Raw genomic sequence first — 19,085 nt, 5'->3', positions numbered from 1 at the left:
GGGCACAGGCCCGGTTTTTTTGTGACATAACCACAGCATCAGACGATCGGTAGTCAGGCGCACTGACTCATGCGAGAAGCGCTGGTGTGTAAAGAAGATCAAGATATGACGCTCTGGCAGGAACTCCTGGTCGCCTTTTGTCTGGTATTGATCCTGGAAGGCCTGACGCCTTTCCTGATTCCACAGCGTTGGCGATGCTGGGTAAAAATGGCGGCTGCCAATAGTGACCGAACGGTACGCCTGGTTGGCTTGGCCAGCATCGTGCTGGGCCTGACACTCTTGTATGTTATCCATTGATATAGGCTGAACAATGACTCTAGCGGATCGCTGGCTATTGCCGGACGGTATTGAAGAAGTCCTGCCGCCGGGAGCGCAGCAGATAGAACACTTGCGTCGACGTTTACTCGACTTGATGGACGGCTGGGGTTACGACCTGGTGATGCCGCCCGTACTGGAATATCTGGATGCGCTGCTGACCGGCACAGGCAAAGATCTCGATCTGCGTACTTTTAAGGTAACTGATCAGATCTCTGGCCGCATGTTGGGACTGAGTGCGGATACTACACCGCAGGTTGCCAGAATCGACGCCCACAGTTTGGCTCCGCAGGGAATTGGCCGTTTCTGTTATTGCCGTACGGTTTTTCATACCCGTGCTCGTTCTCTGCTGGCCAGCCGTACACCCACCCAGATAGGCGCAGAGCTGTTTGGTGAAGCGGGGGCGGAAGCCGATGTTGAGATGCTCGGCTTGATGTTAAGCCTGCTGGCTGCCAGCGCTGTTGAGAATGTCCATCTGGATATCGGCAACGTCGGTGTATATCGTGCGATTGCTGAACAGGCTGGTGTGACAACGGTACAACAGGCCGAGCTGTTTGATTTGCTCAAACTCAAATGTGCCAGTGATATTGATGCCTGGGCGGAACGGGAAATTGCCGATAGCGATAGCCGCGCAGCGCTGCAACTGCTGGCACGTTTACAAGGTACGCTGGACAATCTGGAAGTCGGCTTTGGCAAGTTGACGGCACTGGTGCCGGCGGCAGCCGGAGAACTGGAACATATTCGCGTGGTTGCCAGCCAGATTCTGGCGCGTTTCCCTGCGGTACCGCTGTATATCGACCTGACGGAATTACGGGGTTACCAGTATCACACCGGTCTGGTATTTGGTGCCTATGTACCAGGTTACGGTGATGCAATTGCTCAGGGTGGTCGTTACGATGAAACCGGCAAGGCCTTTGGCCGTGCTCGTCCGGCGCGGGGGTTCAGTGCCGATTTGCGTGTTTTGGCCCGTCTGGGTAATTTTGTACCGGAGCGTAAACCGCTGGTGCTGGCGCCAACCTCTGACGATGCTGCGCTCTGGCAGCAAGTGAATGAATTACGGCAGCAGGGGATGCGCGTTATCTCCTGTCGCGAGCAGGATACACAGCAGGCGGATTATTCCCTGCAAACCATCAATGGCCAGTGGCAGCTGGTCTCAGTGCAACCAGTTCAAGATTGAGACAGACATGGGTAAAAGTGTTGTAGTTCTCGGCACCCAATGGGGTGACGAAGGTAAAGGTAAAATTGTTGACTTGCTGACTGAAAAAGCCGCTGCAGTTGTGCGCTTTCAGGGTGGCCACAATGCCGGTCATACTCTGGTCATTGACGGCGAAAAAACCGCCTTGCACCTGATTCCTTCTGGCATCCTGCGTGATGGCGTAACCTGTATCATCGGTAATGGCGTGGTCTTGGCACCGGATGCATTGTTGAAAGAAGTGCGGGCATTGGAAGATCGTGGTGTGCCGGTGATGGAGCGTTTGCGCGTATCCCATGCCTGCCCATTGATTCTGCCTTATCATGCGGCTCTGGATCAGGCGCGCGAAATCAAACGGGGTAACGCCAAGATTGGCACTACCGGTCGTGGTATCGGCCCAGCCTACGAAGACAAAGTCAGCCGTCGTGGCTTGCGTGTCGACGATCTGTATCAGCCGGAATTTGCTGACAAGCTGAAAGACGTCATGGAATACCATAACTTTGCACTGAAGCACTACTACGGTGTGGAAGAAGTCAGTTATGAAGCAACCTTGGCATCTTGCAAAGACTGGGCTGCACAGATTGAAAGTATCGTGGTTGATGCCGTAGATCTGGTGCACTCCGTCCGTGAAGCCGGTGGTGACATCATGTTTGAAGGTGCTCAAGGCACGCTGCTGGACATTGACCACGGTACTTACCCCTTCGTCACCTCGTCCAACACCACCGCAGGTGGCGTGGCGACGGGTTCTGGCGTTGGCCCCTTGTATCTGGATCAAATTCTGGGAATCACCAAGGCCTATACCACCCGTGTGGGATCTGGCCCGTTTCCGACAGAACTGTTTGATGACGTTGGCACGCATCTGGCTACGGTTGGCAAGGAAAAAGGTACGACGACGGGCCGCGACCGTCGTTGTGGCTGGTTTGATGCCATGCTGGTAAAACACGCGATTCGTGTGAACTCGATCAATACCATTTGCCTGACCAAGCTCGACGTACTCGACGGCCTGGAAACCATCAAGGTGTGTATCGGCTACGAAGATGAACATGGCAAGCGGATGAACGTGCCGGCTAGCGCTGACAAGTTTGAAAAGATCACTCCGGTTTATGAAGAGTTGCCGGGCTGGACTGAATCCACGTTTGGTGCCAAAACGCTGGAAGACTTGCCAGAAAATGCCCGCGCCTATATTCGCTTTATTGAAACAGCCATCAACGCACCGATCGATATTATTTCTACCGGCCCTGACCGCGTCGAAACCATCGTACTGCGTCACAGTTTCGACATCTGATCGGTTTTTGCCTGTCTCCTGCCAGTGCTGCATGTGTACTGCTAATGACAGGTAATCAAGGAGCCGCTGTGGCAACACAGCGGCTTAACGAGATGAATATTGCCCACTCCCTCACCTTGTGTCTCAGGGTGAGCCAGCCACAGAAGAATCTCCCTTTCGGCAATATAAAATCTCAGGAGCCTCTCCTGGTAAGCTAGAATGCCCGCCTCAATGATGCAACGTTTTCAGGTTATTGCTATTTATGAATATTGATTTTCCGCTCGTATTGATGGTCGCTACTGTGCTTACCGGCATTGTGGCGTTGGTGGACAAGCTGTTTCTGGCGACCCGGCGCGCTGATCGTGCCGATGCCAAAACGGCTCTGGGTGATATGGACGCCGCAGCCGTTGCCGCACGTGAGCCTTTTCTGGTGGAGCAGAGCAAATCTTTTTTCCCGGTGCTGGCGATTGTCTTTGTGTTGCGTTCGTTTATTGCCGAACCGTTCCAGATTCCGTCGGCATCAATGGAACCGGGCTTGACCGAAGGTGATTTTATTCTGGTGAGTAAATTTCACTACGGTCTGAGAATGCCGGTTTTTGGTAACACGCTGATCCCTGTCGGTGAGCCGGAACGGGGTGATGTGATGGTGTTTTTCCCGCCGGATGATCCGCGTTATTTTATCAAGCGCGTGATTGGCTTGCCGGGCGATCATATTGATTATCACAATCGTCAATTGACGATTAATGGTGAAAAAATTGCGACTCAAGCCTTGAGTGGAGAGCCGGTGTACCGTCCGGTCAAATATCTGGCAGAAGAGTCGCTGGGTGAGCACCAGGCAACTGTACAGTGGGTAGTCGGTCGCCCGGCAGGTTCTACTGAGTTGGTGGTCTGGGCAGGCCCAGAGGGCGAGTGGGATGTGCCGCAAGGGCATTACTTTATGATGGGCGACAATCGTGGCAACAGCAGCGATGGACGGGTGTGGGGTTTTGTGCCCGAGAAAAATATTGTTGGCAAGGCCGTAGCGGTCTGGATGCACTGGAAAAGTTGGAGTGACCTGCCTTCGTTTGAGCGTAATAGCTGGATTCAGTAACGCTCTGTATTGGCGGTAAACGCTACTCTGAACTATCTTCTGGTCATGGGAATGACTGGGAGGTGGTGAAGATGGCAGGACGTTATTGCCGCGTGTGTTTGTACAGCCGCTGGGTTGTATCCTGCTCGATGCTGTTATTGTTGGTGGCGATATTTCTGCTTAACCAATCTCCTGGTTGACGTGTTATTGGGGCGATCTGGCTTACCCGTGGTGGTGGTGTAAAAAAGTACTCAATAGGGGGTTGTTGTGTGGCAAAACAGGACTACAATGCGCATCGATTTCGTGCGCTGAGTCCTGATTATATGAATGTAGCTCGTCAACTGAAAAGTATGGCTTTTGATTGGGTCGATCGAGTGGTTCCTGTTAAGCCGGTTGTGCGCCCACCGGCTCTGCAAACGGCACTGGATCGTGAGTCACGGCGGATGCATTTGTATTTTTCACGTAACTGCCCGGCCTCGATTCAGGTGCGGCGCCATTGTTTACGCCTCGGTTTGCGGGTGGTGGAAAAAGACGTCGAACGTGTTGATGCTTATCGTAATGAGCTGGTTAACGGCGGCGGTGCACCAAGGGTGCCCTGTTTGCGTATCGACGGTGAGCAGGACAGTCAATGGCTGTACAGTCCGGATGCAATTCTGGACTATCTGGATCAACGCTACTAATAAACGGCTAAACGACGTTTGTTTCTGACTTTCTCGCTGGTCATTCTGACCGGCTGTGCCCAGTACAGCGGTTGTTACTTGTCTGGGTTTTATCTGTGGGCTAACACTCAGGCCTGAATAGCATGACTTTTCTTATGCACAATTGCTATGGCGCTGTTGCAGGAAACAACTGATTCCAACAGATATTACTCTTCTGCGTCACAGACCGTGTGCCTATCTTTGTATGTTTATCGCACGAACGCGTTACCGACTTTGCTGATTTGTAGCGTGTTGTTGTTATCTCAGCACCCAACGTTTGCCGTACCTAAGCTTGTAACAGACCCTTATACATGGCCTGTTTCATGTCTGTCTCCCTGCTCGTCGGAAAACTGTGTCTTGCCTGTCTCTTGCTGATCACGCTATCGCTGGCGAATGCCAGCTTGCCTGCACCCGATGGTTTGCTGATGCCACCGCTGGAGGAGGCGACTGCGGTTAGAGCAACCATCGGCCTGACTGATGTGACGAAACCCAATGTGCGAGGACTGGTGCTGGTCGATCGTCAGGTGAATGCCATTGCCGTTAACAGGACGCAGCCGTTACTGGTGATTCGGATTGCATTCAGTAATCAGGGCTTTGTTTATTCCAATCGGCAAGTAGCACAGCGCTTTTTTGCTGCCGAACAGAGTGTGAGTGCCTATTACGCCGAGAACTCCTATGGCGCACTGCTCCTGGTAGCGGCCAATCCCGACAACCCGGTTGTTGATGTGACGCTGGATTACCCACACCCGGATTTCGGGATGGGGGCGGGAGGCGGTGTTAGTGCCTTGCTCGCACAAGACAGCATGCTGGCATTGGAGCAACAGGGCGGCTTGCCGGATCTGACGGCATTGGATCTTGATGGTAATGGTCAGCTATCGGCTCAGGAACTGGGGATTGTGTTTGTGATTGCCGGTTATGAGCATTCCTATGCCGGTGCTGGAGCCAGTCATCCACGGGTATGGGCGCATCAAACCGCTTTTGGACAGCTGCTCATTCAAGGTCTGGCGTTGGATGGTTATGCGATGGTTGGAGAGCAACATGAAGACCATCTGGCGACCTTGGGGGTTATTTGTCATGAACTGGGTCATTTACTGTTAGGGCTGCCAGATTTACACAATAACACCGGCTTTGCCGATGGCGTTGGACGCTGGGGCCTGATGGGGCTGGGTGGTTGGAATGGTGAGCCGGTTGCCGGTGATTCGCCAGCGCATCTGTTGGCTTGGTCCAAACATCGGGCCGGTTTTTTACAACCTGAAGCTGTGGGTCAGGGGGTTAGTCAATGGCAGCTGGAAAGTTCGTCTCGGGCAGCCAGAGCACTGGAGATTCCGGTAGACGATTACCGCCATGGTGAACGGGTGCTGTTGGAATACCGAACCCATGATGGCTTCGACCAGGCACTGCCACATAATATGTTGCTGGTCAGTCGGGTCGATGATCGGTTGCAGTCGATGGCTAATGTTGCGACTGCCGTTCAGGCTACACCTTTGGAAACCGGTTTTGTTTTGAGTGAAGCCGTCGTTTCTGATACTGACCGCTGGCAGGATCAAGGGATCTACACTCTTGATGGTAGCCACTTGTTGGCGTTGATCTCCGGTCAAGGTGGAGACCAGGGTGCGCAACTGCGAGTTGAGCGCTTGCTGGATACGGGCGGGCGTAATCTGGGTTACGCTGAGTGGTTGGCGACGGATCGCTGGTTTGCCAATCGGGATGACCGGAGGTTGGTTATTCATTTTGATATGGAAACACAACCGGAGGATAGCACCATTGAAGGCGTAGACATGTATGCCGTCAGTGCCGGCATGGTGCATTTGTCGCTGACAGCGATGCCTGCAGCGAGGGGTGGCTGTGAGATTGTTGACCAAGACATGATGCTTGAGGCCGGCTGGAACCGGATCCCTTTCAGCGCCCACCGTCTGGGTGACTGTGGTGCCGTGTTGGCTTTGTCTGTGTCTGCTGTGGCGGGTGCCGTTAGCTCCGAGGGTGCTTCTATCGGGCTTGATCGGCAGGGGAGCAGCAGTGGACAGACTTTCTTACAGCAGCAGGTGCTGACGATACAGCCCTATGATGTCAATGTGCGCTTGTTATACCGTCTGGCCTTGGTGTCCAGGGGTGATGATACTGGCACTCAGGCCGGTACTGTTCCCGCAACAACCAGCAAAACTGAAACCCCGCTCACAACCGTTAGTAGCGCGCATGATACTGCTGCAGGTACAGGTACATCGGGTGGCAGTGGCTGGTGGCTACTGATCTTAGGGCTGCCCTTGCCGTGGGTGTCTCGCTCCTCGAACAGGACATCCGCCTGATTTGTATAACCTGATTGTAACCTGATGGTGGGCAATCATTGTGGGAATGTCACTATGAAGAATCAGCCCGGTCGTTATCTTACCTGTGCAGTCTGTGTCGCCGTCGTGTTGCTGTTGAGTGCACTGGAACCGTTTAGCTCGCAGTGGCTGGAGTTTAATCGTAACCGGATTGACCAGGGCCAGTGGTGGCGGTTGTTGACTTGCCACTGGGTACACTTGTCATTGCTGCATGCGATGGGAAATATCGGCGGCCTGGCGCTGTTGGCGGCAATCACTCGCAGGACGGTGAAAGGCAGTGTGCTGGTCTGGCTGTTGCTCTGGTGCAGCGGTATCACGGGTTTGGGGTTGATATTACTGGCAGCGGATTTGCAGCGTTATGTGGGATTGTCTGGAGTGTTGCACGGCGTATTGATGGTAGCTCCGTTTTTGGCGTCAGGGTATAGCCGTCGTGTCGCGCTGCTCTTTGCCGGTCTGATTGTGGTCAAGGTGCTGTGGGAACAGACACCGTTTTACAGTGACCAGACGATCATGGTGATTATTGGTGGACGGGTAGAAACCCGCGCCCATTTGTTGGGTGTGATCGCCGGTGGCGTCTGGCTGTTGGCTATGGCAGTCTGGAGCCAAATTTCTCGCCGGGATAGCCCATATGTCTCAGAATGATCAACAACAGCGCGGTCCATGGACTATTGTCAGCGCCCAATCCGTTTACGAAAATCCCTGGATAAGGGTCGACGACCACAAGGTGATAGCGCCAACCGGCAAACCGGGTATTTATGGCACCGTTACGTTCAAAAATCGTGCAATTGCAGTTCTGCCTGTCGCGGATAATGGTGATACCTGGCTGGTTGGTCAGCACCGTTTTCCTTTGGATCAATACAGCTGGGAACTACCCATGGGTGGTGGGCCACTGGATGAGGCACCAGAATTGGCCGCTCGGCGTGAACTGCAGGAGGAAACCGGACTGGTTGCTGAGCAGTGGCAGTCGCTGGGGTATTTTCATGTCAGTAATTGCATCACCAATGAAGAAGCCTTTGCTTATCTGGCCTGTGGGCTGACCGAGGGCAAGCCTTGCTTTGACGAAACCGAACAGTTGGATATTCAACGTATTCCATTTACTGAAGCATTGGCGATGACGCTGGATGGCCGGATTACGGATCTGTTAACTGTCGCAGTGATCCAACGCGCCAGACTGTTAGGTTTGGTTGACGCCTGATCGACTCAGTTGGCGACTTCCGAAATTTTTGTATTAGCATCCTGACGAAACTGCGCTGGACTGATGTTTTCGTGTTTGTAAAATATACGATCCAGAGCACGTCTTCCCGACAGTCCCAGTGTTACTGCAACAGCATCGATGCTGATGTTGCTACTGAGCAGCATGTGCTTGGCTCGCTCGATTCTTACTCGGGTCACCAGTTGTTTCAGTGACGTCGCTTCTCGTTGCAAGTGGCGATTCAGCGTCCGGGTACTGATATTGAAATGTTCAGCAATGGTTTGCTGGGTGGCGGAGAAACTTAACTGCCCGCTGGTCAGAGCCCGCTGGATATGATTGCACAGTGAACCAGCCCGCACGAGTTTGCGAAATTGCTGTTCAACCTCACGCCGCATCATTTGAGTAATGTTCGGGTTGGTATGGTGTAACCCCAGATCAAGACTGTCTGGACGCAGCTCGATTGTACACTGCGGGCAATTGAAGAGCAGATCGGTTTGCCATTGTTGAGTATAGCGCTGGGTGTAGTCTGGCTCTGGCCACGGCAGCAGGATGCGCTCAATGCTTAAGCGCGAGCCACAGAGATGGCGAAACCAGCTTAGCAAGGTACTGATCAGCAATTCCATACGCCAGCGGCTGACGTCATTCTCGATGACTGCTTTCAGATCGATGCGGACGCGTAATGGCCCCATCCGAGTACGGGTGACATTGACAACCATGTGTTCTGATAGCAGGGCGGAAAACTTTTCCAGATAGTACAGTGCTTCACGCAAGGTGTTACTGCACAAAAACAGATGGTGTAGCGGGCCGCTGGCAATGCTATCGAAGCGGAGTGGCGGTAAAACACAGAAATCGTTGTTGTTGTGTGTTGCCCGCAGATGGGCAATGTACTCGTCTGCGGTGGCAGCATCCAGTATGGCGGGTAGCTCCGGCGTTACATTCCCCAATGGGGCTGGCAGATGTTCCCTGTGTTGATGTGGCAAAATCTGTAGCAATGGCATCACTGTCAGTGCTGCAAGATACCCCTGATCCGTCGTCATATTGATTGCTGCCTTACTGCTTGAGTGTCGCCGATGGCGTTATTGTGTTTTTAAGTCTGGCGTGCGGACAAATAATAAGTTAATTATCAGTAAGATAGTTTTCATCATCAAACATGAATTTACCAGTAGAAAATTGTACTGAAGTTTGATCGATGACTGACTGAGTAAGAAACATGGCATACAATTTTCCGAATTTTTTTGACCAGCTTGATTGAGGCGTGCTTGATGTGCCCAGTTTAAAGGTTTAATTAAGGATCATTAAATGGCTTTTACGCTTTTTGGTACCGATGGTTGTCACTTGTGTGAAGATGCAGACCGACTGTTGCAACAGGCTACCACCCTGCTTCCGGTAACTTATCGATACGAAGATATTGCCAATGATGACAGGCTGGTCGAGCGTTATGGTATTCGTATCCCCGTGATTCGGCATGATGGCTCCTGTGATGAGCTTGGCTGGCCGTTTGATTTCGCACACTTGCTGTCCTGGCTGACAGTGCATCACTCTCCGGAAAAGGAAAACTGATTATGTTGATGAAGAAGATAATAGCGGGAACCGGTTTGCTCCGTATTCAGATTGTGATGGTTGCCGCCGCACTGTTGGCAGGATTGTCCGGCTGTGCTTCCAGCCCCTTATCTGCCAAAGGGGACGCAATTTATGATGCGTTGGCGCTGGATACGCGTTTGCGGACATGGGCAGACAGTTGTTCTAAAGTCAGCTACAAGGCGGACAAGGCGGCCCAACTGGCACGCCAGAACTGGTGGAGCCGGAATGGTAATCTGGTCGAAAGTGCCGATTATGGTCTGGCCTATGATCTGGTGACGGTGACAGACACCCGCCAGCCGACCGGTGCGCGTCTGGCGATGGCACTGACCTGGGGAATCGTTGAAAGCGCGGAGCAAGAAGTGAACGCCGCCTTGGCAAATAACGCCGAACGAGAAAGTAGTTGTCTCCAGGTGCTGGAAGAATTTGATCGTGGAGATCTGGATCTGGCGGATCGCGAGGCGACCTACAAGGCTTTGCTGGAGTTGCAGCATCATAAGGATATGCAAGGTGACGCCTTGTTGCTGAAACAGGCTGCTGTGGAGAAACAGACAGGCAAGGTGTATGGCCGATCATATTATGTGGTAGAAAAACTGTCACAGCGTTTTGCCTGTCCGGGAGCGCAAGTCAACTTGCTCAGTAACGCCTGGCCAGATGAGGTGTATCAGGCCCGTTGTGACGATGGCAGTTTTTTGCTTGTACGTTGTCAGTGGGGCAATTGCATGATTGTTGACTGATTTTACTGGTGGAATTTTATCGGTGGAATGACCAGGTCGGACATAAAAAAACCGTTAGCAGTGCCGGTAACGGTTTTTATGGTTCAGCGCAGGTGTGAAGTCTACTGCCATTTTATGCGCGTTATGCGCGCTCATCATTGAGCAATCCCTAGGCGGTATATTCAGCAGTTCTTGGCCGTTATTCACTCTCGGATTTGATCAATTGGAACAGGCTTTTGTAGGCTTTCCCTGGACGGGCATCGTCACCGCTCATTTCCTTTTGGGCATTGCGTACCAGGTTGCGCAGTTGCTGGCGATCAATATGAGGGTATTGCTCGATATAGGCGTTGAGACCGGTACTGTCTTCCAGCAAGCGTGTACGCCACATTTCATACTGCCGTTGACGGCGGCCGTAGGCATCGCTGGAAGGATCCAGTAGATCGATTTTCCCCTGAATACCTTCGATATCTTCATCACGCATGATTCGGCCGATGTACTGCAGATGGCGACGCTTGGCGCCATGCTGTTTTATCCGTCGGCTTTCTTCCAGCGCGGCCCGTAATACCTCGGTGATTGGCATGTCGTTCCACAATGCCGGGTTCAACTCCGTCAGTTGTTCTCCCAGTGCTTGCCAGCGCTCTGCTTCACGCTTCATTTCGGTCTTGCTGACCAGTTCGTATTCTTCGTCTGGCTGGGAGTCAAAGTCGTTCATAATAAATAGTCTTCTCGTGCGTATTCGTTAAAATGCGGTGAGGGCACCCCTGGGGCTGCTTTCACTGCTAGATATAGATCAGGGTCGCCAGTCCGAGGAAGGACATAAAACCTACGACGTCGGTCACCGTCGTCAGGATAACACCTCCGGCCAGTGCCGGATCAATGCCTCTGGCTTTGAGAATCTGAGGCAGTGAAGCGCCAGCAACAGCAGCAGCCATCAGGTTGATCATGATGGCTGCTGCCATGATCAGGGAAAGTCTGGGATCTCCGAACCATACCCACGCCAGTATCGCGATAACAATAGCCCAAAGTACACCATTTAACGCGGCAACCAACAGCTCACGATTAAATAACCAGCGGAAGTTGGCACCGCTGAGATGACCCAGCGCCTGTCCTCGAATCACCAGAGTCAGTACCTGGCTGCCAGCAATGCCACCCATGCTGGCAACAATGGGCATTAATACCGCCAATGCCACCACGGCCTCGATGGTTTTATCAAACAGTCCAATCACGGCCGAGGCGATAAAGGCGGTAATCAAGTTGATGCCGAGCCAGACAGCCCGTCGTCGGGCCGTTTTGAGTGCTGGTGCGAAGGTATCTTCATCTTCGTCCAAACCCGCCATGCTCATCAGTGAGTGATCAGCCGTTTCGCGGATAACATCGACCACGTCATCGATGGTGATACGGCCCAGTAGCATGCCGTTGGCATCCACTACCGGTGCCGATACCAAGTCGTGACGCTCGAACAGTTTGGCGACTTCGGTTTCGTGCTGGGTTGCCTGGATCACAGTGCTGCCGGTTGACATGACTTCACGAACGGTCTGCAACGGGTCGCTCACCAGCAATTTACGGATTGGCAGGGCACCAATAAACTCGTTTTGCCGGTTTACCACCAACAGGTTATCCGTCATGTCTGGCAACGATTGGTGGCGGCGCAGATAACGCAGCACCACATCAAGGGTGATGTCCGGGCGAATGGTGATGGTGTCGGTGTTCATCAGACCACCGGCGCTGTCCTCCGGGTAGCCAAGAATGGCTTCAACACGAGCACGATCCTGATGATCCATCGAGCTCAGAATTTCCTGGGTAACCTGCTCAGGAAGTTGCTGGAGCATATCGGCAATATCATCGCTGTCGAGATCTGCGGTGGCATCAACGACTTCCTCGGCGCTCATGTCGCTGAGGAACTGGCTCTGGATATCGATCGCCAGATATTGCAGCACTTCACCTTCGATTTCCTTGTCGACCAGTTCCCAGATAATTTTTCGGGCCTTGGGCGGAGAGGATTCGATCAGATGGGCAACATCGACAGGGGCGAGGCCGGAGTTGATGATCCGGCGCACCCGAGTCATGGCACCAGATTCGAGCGCTTCGTTCAGGCTATGGAGTTTGGATCTGGCCTTTTCGCTGAGTTCTGCCATGGGAGCCCCGATACGGAGTGAATGGCATGATTCTAGCGTGAATCGTCGAGTGTTGCCATGTGAGCAGTGCTGAAACTACTCGCATTTATGTCGCTAGTGATTTGATTTTATAGGAAACTTTTTATGTGTTAGCGAATCTTGGCAAGCAGTGGCGACACCAGGGTGAGTACATTTTATTCGCCTTCATCGAAGCGGCGGTTGATCAGCTCGCAGAGCGCATCCAGTGCTGGCTGGGCATCGTTACCCTCGGCTTCGATTTGAATATCAGTGCCCTTGCTGGCGGCGAGCATCATCACCGCCATGATGCTTTTGGCATCAACCATGCGGTTCGGATAGCCGATCTTGACGGTAGAACCATAGGCGGCAGCAGTTGAAACCAGTTTGGCTGCTGCCCGTGCGTGTAAACCAAGCTTGTTGATGATGGTTATTTGAGTGCTGACCATCCAGGCTCCCGGAACGATGTTATTGTTTTGGGTGAGTATCAGTGACTGCCGTTGGCAGTCGACCGTAGCTCGCGGTGACGTACCTGAACGTTGCCAAATTCTTGCTTGAAGGCTTCTGCCAGCCGTTCCGATAAATACACTGAACGATGCTGGCCGCCAGTGCAACCAATCGCAACGGTTAAATAGCTGCGGTTATTTTCAGCAAAACGGGGTAGCCAACGCAACAGGTACGCCTGAATATCATTAAATAGTTCGGTGACTTCCTGTTGGCCGGACAAGAACTCGATGATGGCCGGGTCTTGCCCAGTCAGCGGGCGCAATTCATGCTGCCAGTAGGGATTGGGCAGGTTGCGCACATCGAAAACGAAGTCGGCATCCAGGGGAATGCCCTGTTTGAAGCCGAACGACTGGAACAGCACAGCCATGTCTGGAGTGATTTTCTCGGCCACTCGCAGTTTGATCAGGCTCCGCAGCTCATGTACCGACATGCGTGTCGTATCCAGAGTCAGATCCGCGAGGTTGGCGACGGGTTCGAGTAATTCGGTTTCGCGCTCAATGGCTTCCGCCAGGGAGATATTGTCATTGGTGAGCGGGTGCTTGCGCCGGGTTGAACTGAAGCGTTGTAACAGGACTTCTTCGGTGGCATCAAGAAAAACGATATCGACCTGGCGATACTGCTCCGGCAAGCGGGTCAGTACCTGGGTCAGTTGCTCTATGGCATCGGGCAGGTTACGAACGTCAACGCTGACAGCAACGTTGGCGCGTTTTTCCGCACTGTAGGGCAAGCCTGCGAGTGCTGGCAGTAAATCGACCGGTAGATTATCGATGCAATAAAACCCGAGGTCTTCAAGCACCGCCAGTGCGCTGGATTTACCTGAGCCTGAACGGCCACTGATCACAACCAGACGCATGTGCTGTCTCCGTGTTTTGGGCAAGGTCAGTTGTCGGCCAGCGCCCGTTGATACAGTTCCTGGTCGCTGCTCGCACTGCGTAATAGGTGGCGATATTGGCTCTGGCTGAAATTTTCTGCCAGGGTTGCCAGTATTTTCAGGTGGTCGTCTGTTGCTTCTTCAGGCACCAGCAAGGCAAATACAAGATCGACCGGTTGATGGTCTATGGCATCAAAGTCGATGGCCTCACGCAGGTGGAGTAATACCCCAACGGCCTGTTCACATTGTCGTAATCGACAGTGGGGGATAGCGATACCTTCGCCAATGCCGGTACTGCCAAGGCGCTCACGCCCAAGCAGACGTTCAAAAACCTCATCCGATGAGCTGCCATCCACTTCTTCAGCAATCAGCTCTGCCAGAAACTCCAGCAGTTTTTTTTTGCTGGTCATGGCGACATCGGTACGAGTACGTTCAGGCGCAAGAATATCGGCAATCGCTATGCTCATGTGTCAGCCTTGTCCGTGCTGTCGGGCAACCAGTTTTTCTTTGTGTTTCAGCACTTGCCGATCCAGTTTGTCGGCCAGCAAGTCAATGGCAGCGTACATGTCGTCATGGGATGACGTCGCATGAAAATCGGCACCACTGACGTGGAGTGAGGCTTCTGCCAGCTGGCGTCCCTTTTCGAGGGTCAGGGTAACCTGACCGGAGGTAATGGGTTCGGCATGTCGCTCAAGGCGAACCAGTTTTTCCTTGACGTATTCTTCCATGGCTGCGGTAACTTCGACATGGTGTCCACTGATATTGATGCTCATAAACGGCTCCTTATGGCTCGCTTTAAACCGAACAAGGATCGACGGGGTCGATCAAATCAACTGTTTCCGCTCATTCGATGGCGGAATCATCATTGCCTCACGATATTTGGCCACCGTGCGGCGTGCAACCTGAATTCCCTTATCTCCGAGGACGACGGCGATCTTGTTGTCACTCAGTGGCTTGCGCGGGTTTTCTTCGCTAATCAGCTTCTTGATCATGGCGCGAATGGCGGTTGATGAACATTCGCCGCCAGCATCGGTATTGACATGGCTGGAGAAGAAATACTTCAGCTCAAAAATACCACGCGGCGTGTGCATGAATTTTTGTGTCGTTACCCGTGAAATGGTCGACTCGTGCATACCAACGGCATCGGCAATATCATGCAGTACCAGTGGTTTCATAGCTTCTTCGCCCTGCTCAAAAAAGTCGAGCTGATATTCGACAATTTTGGTGGCGACTTTCAGCAGGGTTTCGTTGCGGCTTTGCAGGCTTTTGATAAACCAGCGCGCTTCTTGCAGGTGATCTTTGAGGAAGGCGTTGTCAGCACTGCTGTCCGAGCGGCGCACCAGCGAGGCGTAGTCGGAGTTTACCCGCAGTTTTGGGGCAATATCCGGGTTCAGTTCAACGCGCCATTCATCGCGGATGTTGCGCACGATCACGTCGGGCACAACGTATTCTGACTGTTCGGAGCTGATTCCGGCCCCTGGCTTGGGATTCAGCTCCTTAACCAGACGCAAGACGGCTTTGAGGTCTTCTTCTTTCAGCCGGGTTTTGCGCATCAGCGTGGGGTAGTCTTTACTGCCCAGCAAGGCAATGTAGTCACCGATCACCAGTTTGGCTTCTGCCAGCCAGGGAGTGTCGGCTGGTAGCTGGTTTAACTGCAGGATCAGGCATTCGCGCAGGTCGCGGGCAAAAACACCAGCCGGATCAAACTGTTGCAGACGTTTGAGTACGGCTTGGACTTCGTCTTCCTCAACCCCAAATTCCGGATCCATGGAACCCAGTACGTCGTCTATGGTGGTGTGGAGGTAGCCGTCGTCGTCGACACCGTCAATCAGCATGGTGGCAATCTCGCGATCGACATCACTCATGGGAGTCAGATTCAGTTGCCATTCCAGATGCCCTTGCAGGTCGTCGGAGGTGGCATGACGGGAGTCGTAGTCAAAGTCGTCGTCGCCGACAGAGCCTGAGCCGGAGGAAACGCCAGCGGTAGTCTGGAAAGTATCGTCCCAATTGCTGTCGACCGGCAGGTCATCCGGCATCTTGTCGTCCGACCACTGTTCACCCAGTTCCTGGGCGTCTGTGTCGGTCGCTGTCGCCGTGACGGCGGCTTCTCGTTCCTGATCGCCGTTGTTTTGCTGAGCATCCGTGTAGTCGTCGTGCTCGGACTCTTCGAATTCCAGCATGGGATTGGAATCCAGGGCTTCCTGGATTTCCTGTTGCAGATCAAGGGTAGACAATTGCAGCAGTCGAATTGCCTGTTGCAGCTGGGGGGTCATGGTCAGCTGCTGACCCATTTTTAACTGAAGCGATGCTTTCATACAGCGTTATAGTTCATCGGTTGTCGGCATGGTCTGTGCATTATACGCCAGCCTGTGAGGCTGGGAATGCTTTTCATGGTGTCGAAATGAAACAGCGCCGGGCATCATAGCCCTGTAAGCCAGTAAGAATCAAAGACGGAAGTCCTGACCAAGGTAGATGGCCCGAACCTGTTCGTTGGCGAGTACTTCATCGGCGCTGCCTTCGGCAATAATGTGTCCACCGCCTACGATATAGGCTTTTTCACAAATTGCGAGGGTTTCGCGGACGTTGTGATCGGTAATCAGTACGCCAATGCCGCGCGCCTTGAGCTGGCGAATGATGGCCATAATGTCGGATACGGAAATCGGGTCGACACCGGCAAAGGGTTCATCGAGCAAAATAAATGAGGGTTCGGCGGCCAGTGCCCGGGCAATTTCTACCCGGCGGCGTTCACCGCCGGAGAGTGACATCCCCAGGCTGCTGCGAATGTGCTGGATGTGAAATTCGTCCAGCAGTTGTTCCAGCTGTTGCTGGCGTTGTTGTTTTTGCAGTTCTGTGCGGGTTTCCAGAATGGCCATGATGTTGTCTTCGACGCTGAGCTTGCGGAAGATCGAGGCTTCTTGTGGCAGATAACCAATGCCTTTCTGGGCGCGGCCATGCATGGGCAGGTGACTGATGTCGTCGTCGTCAATTTTGACGCGTCCCTTGTCGGCCTGTACCAGGTTGACAATCATGTAAAAGCAGGTGGTTTTGCCGGCTCCGTTGGGGCCGAGCAGGCCAACAATTTGCCCGCTGCTGACGGCAAGGGATACGTCTTTAACGACCTCTCGGCCGCTGTAGCTTTTGGCCAGATGTTCCGCCCTGAGCGTTTTCATGGTTGTGCTTCCGTGTCGGGCTGGGGCTGGATAATCACCCGGATACGCTGTTTGTCTTCCGACTCAGCCGTGCCATCGGCAGGCGTGTCGGAGCCGCTGGCGGTTACGGTTTCCTGTTCAATGTCGTAGCGAATCAGTTCGCCACTGAAGAGGTTGTTTTCCTGGCGTAATTCGGCATTGCCTTTGAACGCGATTTCCTTGCGGGTGGCGTAAAAATCGATGCGATTGGCGGTTGCCTGAGTGACCGGCTTGTTGTTGCTGACCTGTTGCTGGTAGCGGGCGGGTTGACCTTCGGCGATGGCTTGTTCGAGAATTTTGCCATTCAGGATCAGTACCAGGCGTTCAGATTCGATTTTCAGGGTACCTTGCGTCAGTACCACATCCCCTTCATAAACGACCATGCCGGTTTTGCGATCGAGTTCGGCGCGGTCGGACTGGATAATCATTTCTTGCTGCCAGTCTTCTGGCAAGGCCTCTACCGTGGCAACCAGGGCGCTGGTGAGCAGCAGCAGGGCTGCCAGTTTATTGTACATACCGGGTACTCACGTGTTCTTGAAGGTCGAGGTGTTGACGCTTGATGTCCAGAGTCATGCCTGTTGCATGGGTAATGCTGTTGCCATTTCGAATGGTAACCTGTTTGGTCGTAGAGGCTGTAGCCAATTCCGGTTGGTAGAGCAGTTGGCTGGTTTCAATGCTCAGCGTGTCATTTGTCTGGCCGGTCTCCGCCAGCGAACGTATTTCGACCTGATTGCGTAATTCAACCTGACTGTTGGCATCCTGAATGCGACCGGATTCGGCACTGACGCGCCATGTTTGTTGAGGTGCTGTTTGAGTGATAATAACGGGCTTATCCAGTCGGGTTTCCGAGAACGCCGGAATATGACTGGAACCATCCGCCTGCAGCGTTTGCTGTAGCTGACCAAGGGCGTCGTAGTGGCGATGGCGCAGTTGCTTGCCGTAATAATCCGGCTCAAGACTGACCACCTGGGTTGCAGCAGTGACCAGTTCGGTGGTGTAGCGTTCTACTGCCAGCAAGGTGAGGCCAAAGACCACCGCCAGTACCAGCAGCAGATAGCGCTTGCGCATCAGATGACCCCGGCACGCAGCAAGTCGTGCATGGTAATCACGCCGCAGATGCGGTGGTTTTCAGCCACGACAAGCGCGTTGATTTTACTGTCTTCCATGATTTTCAGCGCTTCTGCGGCCAACATACCGGGTAATATGGTTTTGGCATGGCGCGTCATCAGGTCGGCAATAATGGCGGAATGGATATCAACACCATGGTCGATGGTACGGCGCAGGTCGCCATCGGTGAAAATTCCCACCAGGTCGCCGGAAGCGGTTTGAACCGTGGTCATTCCGAGGCCTTTGGTGGTCATTTCAAGCAACGAACGCGACAAGCTGGATTCTGGCCTGACAGTGGGAATCTCCGGGCCGCTGTGCATGATGTCTTCCACTTTTAGCAGCAGACGCCGCCCGAGGCTGCCGCCTGGATGTGAAAACGCGAAGTCTTCAGCGGTAAATCCGCGTGCTTCCAGCAAGGCGATTGCCAATGCATCTCCCAGTACCAGGGCACTGGTGGTCGAGGAGGTGGGTGCCAGACCCAGCGGACAGGCTTCTAAATCAACACTGGCGTTCAGATGGGCAGCCGAGGCCAGGCCCAGCGTGGAGCGCGGATTGCCGGTGATGCTGATCAAAGGGATCGCCATGCGTTTCAATAACGGCAGCAGGCTGGTCACTTCTGCGGTTTCACCAGAGTTACTCAGAGCAATCACGACGTCTACTGCGGTGATCATGCCCATATCGCCGTGACTGGCTTCACCAGGGTGAACAAAAAAGGCCGGTGTTCCTGTGCTGGCCAGTGTGGCTGCAATTTTGTTGCCGATGTGGCCGGATTTTCCCATCCCGGTGACCACGACTCGACCCTTGCAAGACAGCATCAGCTGGCAGGCAGCAATAAAGTTGCTATCCAGCATGGCTGACAGATTATGGATGGCGCGCTGTTCCAGTTCGATGGTGCGCAGCGCCGATTTCAGAAAATCAAAATCAAATTCAGTGTTCAT

At 53.4% G+C, this 19,085-nt stretch carries 22 protein-coding genes; 10 read left to right on the top strand and 12 right to left on the bottom strand.

The genetic code is table 11. The features are described from left to right. The first annotated feature begins 69 nt into the window (after window positions 1–69). From WG929_RS07100 to WG929_RS07065, 8 genes are all read left to right on the top strand, one after another. Window positions 70–297: a DUF2065 domain-containing protein gene (locus WG929_RS07100; protein ID WP_416205488.1), complete on the top strand. Its 228-nt coding sequence runs from the start codon at window positions 70–72 to the stop codon at window positions 295–297. A 13-nt stretch (window positions 298–310) separates the two neighbouring features. Beyond that, window positions 311–1,492, top strand: a complete 1,182-nt coding sequence (locus tag WG929_RS07095; RefSeq protein WP_416205487.1) for an ATP phosphoribosyltransferase regulatory subunit — start codon at window positions 311–313, stop codon at window positions 1,490–1,492. Between the two features lie 7 nt (window positions 1,493–1,499). Continuing rightward, window positions 1,500–2,792, top strand: a complete 1,293-nt coding sequence (locus WG929_RS07090; RefSeq protein WP_416205486.1) for an adenylosuccinate synthase — start codon at window positions 1,500–1,502, stop codon at window positions 2,790–2,792. A gap of 247 nt (window positions 2,793–3,039) precedes the next feature. Next, window positions 3,040–3,861 (top strand): signal peptidase I, encoded by an 822-nt coding sequence (lepB, locus tag WG929_RS07085; protein ID WP_416205593.1) that lies wholly within the window; start codon window positions 3,040–3,042, stop codon window positions 3,859–3,861. Window positions 3,862–4,163: 302 nt separating this feature from the next. After that, entirely contained in the window at window positions 4,164–4,520 is a 357-nt protein-coding gene (locus WG929_RS07080) for a glutaredoxin family protein (protein WP_416205485.1), read from the top strand. 341 nt (window positions 4,521–4,861) lie between these two features. Further along, window positions 4,862–6,841: a M6 family metalloprotease domain-containing protein gene (locus tag WG929_RS07075; protein WP_416205484.1), complete on the top strand. Its 1,980-nt coding sequence runs from the start codon at window positions 4,862–4,864 to the stop codon at window positions 6,839–6,841. 54 nt (window positions 6,842–6,895) lie between these two features. After that, window positions 6,896–7,501, top strand: a complete 606-nt coding sequence (gene rrtA, locus WG929_RS07070; RefSeq protein ID WP_416205483.1) for a rhombosortase — start codon at window positions 6,896–6,898, stop codon at window positions 7,499–7,501. Then, a complete protein-coding gene (locus WG929_RS07065; protein ID WP_416205482.1) occupies window positions 7,488–8,054 on the top strand; it encodes an NUDIX domain-containing protein in 567 nt (188 codons plus the stop codon). Before rrtA ends, WG929_RS07065 begins: the two co-directional genes overlap by 14 nt. 5 nt (window positions 8,055–8,059) lie before the next feature. Here the strand turns inward: WG929_RS07065 and WG929_RS07060 are convergent, their stop codons facing one another. Then, window positions 8,060–9,088, bottom strand: a complete 1,029-nt coding sequence (locus WG929_RS07060; protein WP_416205481.1) for an AraC family transcriptional regulator — start codon at window positions 9,086–9,088, stop codon at window positions 8,060–8,062. 262 nt (window positions 9,089–9,350) lie between these two features. Between WG929_RS07060 and WG929_RS07055 the strand changes: the two genes are divergently transcribed. Both WG929_RS07055 and WG929_RS07050 read left to right on the top strand, forming a co-directional pair. Then, window positions 9,351–9,611, top strand: a complete 261-nt coding sequence (locus tag WG929_RS07055; RefSeq protein WP_416205480.1) for a glutaredoxin family protein — start codon at window positions 9,351–9,353, stop codon at window positions 9,609–9,611. A 2-nt stretch (window positions 9,612–9,613) separates the two neighbouring features. Then, on the top strand, window positions 9,614–10,366 hold the full coding sequence (locus WG929_RS07050) for a hypothetical protein (protein ID WP_416205479.1): 753 nt from the start codon (window positions 9,614–9,616) through the stop codon (window positions 10,364–10,366). A gap of 178 nt (window positions 10,367–10,544) precedes the next feature. On the opposite strand, the gene yjgA is transcribed toward WG929_RS07050, so the two are convergent. The 11 genes from yjgA to WG929_RS06995 form a co-directional block, all read right to left on the bottom strand. Next, on the bottom strand, window positions 10,545–11,057 hold the full coding sequence (yjgA, locus tag WG929_RS07045) for a ribosome biogenesis factor YjgA (protein ID WP_369856865.1): 513 nt from the start codon (window positions 11,055–11,057) through the stop codon (window positions 10,545–10,547). A 67-nt stretch (window positions 11,058–11,124) separates the two neighbouring features. Beyond that, window positions 11,125–12,480 (bottom strand): magnesium transporter, encoded by a 1,356-nt coding sequence (gene mgtE / locus WG929_RS07040; RefSeq protein ID WP_369856866.1) that lies wholly within the window; start codon window positions 12,478–12,480, stop codon window positions 11,125–11,127. 173 nt (window positions 12,481–12,653) lie between these two features. Further along, the gene (locus WG929_RS07035; protein ID WP_369856867.1) at window positions 12,654–12,923 is read right to left on the bottom strand and encodes an HPr family phosphocarrier protein; all 270 of its coding nucleotides are present in this window, start codon (window positions 12,921–12,923) and stop codon (window positions 12,654–12,656) included. A gap of 38 nt (window positions 12,924–12,961) precedes the next feature. Beyond that, window positions 12,962–13,834 (bottom strand): RNase adapter RapZ, encoded by an 873-nt coding sequence (rapZ, locus tag WG929_RS07030; RefSeq protein ID WP_416205478.1) that lies wholly within the window; start codon window positions 13,832–13,834, stop codon window positions 12,962–12,964. A gap of 26 nt (window positions 13,835–13,860) precedes the next feature. Next, window positions 13,861–14,319, bottom strand: a complete 459-nt coding sequence (gene ptsN, locus WG929_RS07025) for a PTS IIA-like nitrogen regulatory protein PtsN (protein WP_416205477.1) — start codon at window positions 14,317–14,319, stop codon at window positions 13,861–13,863. A 3-nt stretch (window positions 14,320–14,322) separates the two neighbouring features. Then, complete coding sequence (hpf, locus tag WG929_RS07020) at window positions 14,323–14,625, bottom strand: ribosome hibernation-promoting factor, HPF/YfiA family (RefSeq protein WP_416205476.1); 303 nt, start codon at window positions 14,623–14,625, stop codon at window positions 14,323–14,325. A gap of 51 nt (window positions 14,626–14,676) precedes the next feature. Further along, window positions 14,677–16,167, bottom strand: a complete 1,491-nt coding sequence (locus tag WG929_RS07015) for an RNA polymerase factor sigma-54 (RefSeq protein ID WP_416205475.1) — start codon at window positions 16,165–16,167, stop codon at window positions 14,677–14,679. Between the two features lie 129 nt (window positions 16,168–16,296). Beyond that, window positions 16,297–17,022, bottom strand: coding sequence for an LPS export ABC transporter ATP-binding protein (gene lptB, locus WG929_RS07010; RefSeq protein WP_416205474.1), 726 nt, complete (start codon window positions 17,020–17,022; stop codon window positions 16,297–16,299). Next, window positions 17,019–17,555 carry a lipopolysaccharide transport periplasmic protein LptA gene (gene lptA / locus WG929_RS07005; RefSeq protein WP_416205473.1) on the bottom strand — a complete coding sequence of 179 codons (537 nt, stop codon included), beginning with the start codon at window positions 17,553–17,555 and terminating at the stop codon, window positions 17,019–17,021. The genes lptB and lptA overlap by 4 nt, the downstream gene beginning before the upstream one ends. Next, window positions 17,545–18,108 carry an LPS export ABC transporter periplasmic protein LptC gene (lptC, locus tag WG929_RS07000; RefSeq protein ID WP_416205472.1) on the bottom strand — a complete coding sequence of 188 codons (564 nt, stop codon included), beginning with the start codon at window positions 18,106–18,108 and terminating at the stop codon, window positions 17,545–17,547. Before lptC ends, lptA begins: the two co-directional genes overlap by 11 nt. Beyond that, window positions 18,108–19,085: a KpsF/GutQ family sugar-phosphate isomerase gene (locus WG929_RS06995; protein WP_416205471.1), complete on the bottom strand. Its 978-nt coding sequence runs from the start codon at window positions 19,083–19,085 to the stop codon at window positions 18,108–18,110. The genes lptC and WG929_RS06995 overlap by 1 nt, the downstream gene beginning before the upstream one ends.

Source organism: Oceanobacter antarcticus, from assembly GCF_044962685.1.
In the GTDB taxonomy this organism is placed as follows: domain Bacteria; phylum Pseudomonadota; class Gammaproteobacteria; order Pseudomonadales; family Oceanobacteraceae; genus Oceanobacter; species Oceanobacter antarcticus.
The sequence above is the reverse complement of the archived record's forward strand: the minus strand, read 5'-3'. Positions and strand labels throughout refer to the sequence as shown.

What these genes read in the sequence shown, in the direction of transcription:
- yjgA (WP_369856865.1), bottom strand. Translation starts at nt 11,057, where the DNA reads ATGAACGACTTTGACTCCCAGCCAGACGAAGAATACGAACTGGTCAGC.
- WG929_RS07050 (WP_416205479.1), top strand. Translation starts at nt 9,614, where the DNA reads ATGTTGATGAAGAAGATAATAGCGGGAACCGGTTTGCTCCGTATTCAG.
- WG929_RS07080 (WP_416205485.1), top strand. Translation starts at nt 4,164, where the DNA reads ATGAATGTAGCTCGTCAACTGAAAAGTATGGCTTTTGATTGGGTCGAT.
- rapZ (WP_416205478.1), bottom strand. Translation starts at nt 13,834, where the DNA reads ATGCGTCTGGTTGTGATCAGTGGCCGTTCAGGCTCAGGTAAATCCAGC.
- WG929_RS06995 (WP_416205471.1), bottom strand. Translation starts at nt 19,085, where the DNA reads ATGAACACTGAATTTGATTTTGATTTTCTGAAATCGGCGCTGCGCACC.
- WG929_RS07035 (WP_369856867.1), bottom strand. Translation starts at nt 12,923, where the DNA reads ATGGTCAGCACTCAAATAACCATCATCAACAAGCTTGGTTTACACGCA.
- WG929_RS07090 (WP_416205486.1), top strand. Translation starts at nt 1,500, where the DNA reads ATGGGTAAAAGTGTTGTAGTTCTCGGCACCCAATGGGGTGACGAAGGT.
- WG929_RS07065 (WP_416205482.1), top strand. Translation starts at nt 7,488, where the DNA reads ATGTCTCAGAATGATCAACAACAGCGCGGTCCATGGACTATTGTCAGC.
- lptA (WP_416205473.1), bottom strand. Translation starts at nt 17,555, where the DNA reads ATGTACAATAAACTGGCAGCCCTGCTGCTGCTCACCAGCGCCCTGGTT.
- ptsN (WP_416205477.1), bottom strand. Translation starts at nt 14,319, where the DNA reads ATGAGCATAGCGATTGCCGATATTCTTGCGCCTGAACGTACTCGTACC.
- WG929_RS07100 (WP_416205488.1), top strand. Translation starts at nt 70, where the DNA reads ATGCGAGAAGCGCTGGTGTGTAAAGAAGATCAAGATATGACGCTCTGG.
- lptB (WP_416205474.1), bottom strand. Translation starts at nt 17,022, where the DNA reads ATGAAAACGCTCAGGGCGGAACATCTGGCCAAAAGCTACAGCGGCCGA.
- WG929_RS07015 (WP_416205475.1), bottom strand. Translation starts at nt 16,167, where the DNA reads ATGAAAGCATCGCTTCAGTTAAAAATGGGTCAGCAGCTGACCATGACC.
- hpf (WP_416205476.1), bottom strand. Translation starts at nt 14,625, where the DNA reads ATGAGCATCAATATCAGTGGACACCATGTCGAAGTTACCGCAGCCATG.
- WG929_RS07075 (WP_416205484.1), top strand. Translation starts at nt 4,862, where the DNA reads ATGTCTGTCTCCCTGCTCGTCGGAAAACTGTGTCTTGCCTGTCTCTTG.
- WG929_RS07095 (WP_416205487.1), top strand. Translation starts at nt 311, where the DNA reads ATGACTCTAGCGGATCGCTGGCTATTGCCGGACGGTATTGAAGAAGTC.
- rrtA (WP_416205483.1), top strand. Translation starts at nt 6,896, where the DNA reads ATGAAGAATCAGCCCGGTCGTTATCTTACCTGTGCAGTCTGTGTCGCC.
- WG929_RS07060 (WP_416205481.1), bottom strand. Translation starts at nt 9,088, where the DNA reads ATGACGACGGATCAGGGGTATCTTGCAGCACTGACAGTGATGCCATTG.
- mgtE (WP_369856866.1), bottom strand. Translation starts at nt 12,480, where the DNA reads ATGGCAGAACTCAGCGAAAAGGCCAGATCCAAACTCCATAGCCTGAAC.
- lptC (WP_416205472.1), bottom strand. Translation starts at nt 18,108, where the DNA reads ATGCGCAAGCGCTATCTGCTGCTGGTACTGGCGGTGGTCTTTGGCCTC.
- WG929_RS07055 (WP_416205480.1), top strand. Translation starts at nt 9,351, where the DNA reads ATGGCTTTTACGCTTTTTGGTACCGATGGTTGTCACTTGTGTGAAGAT.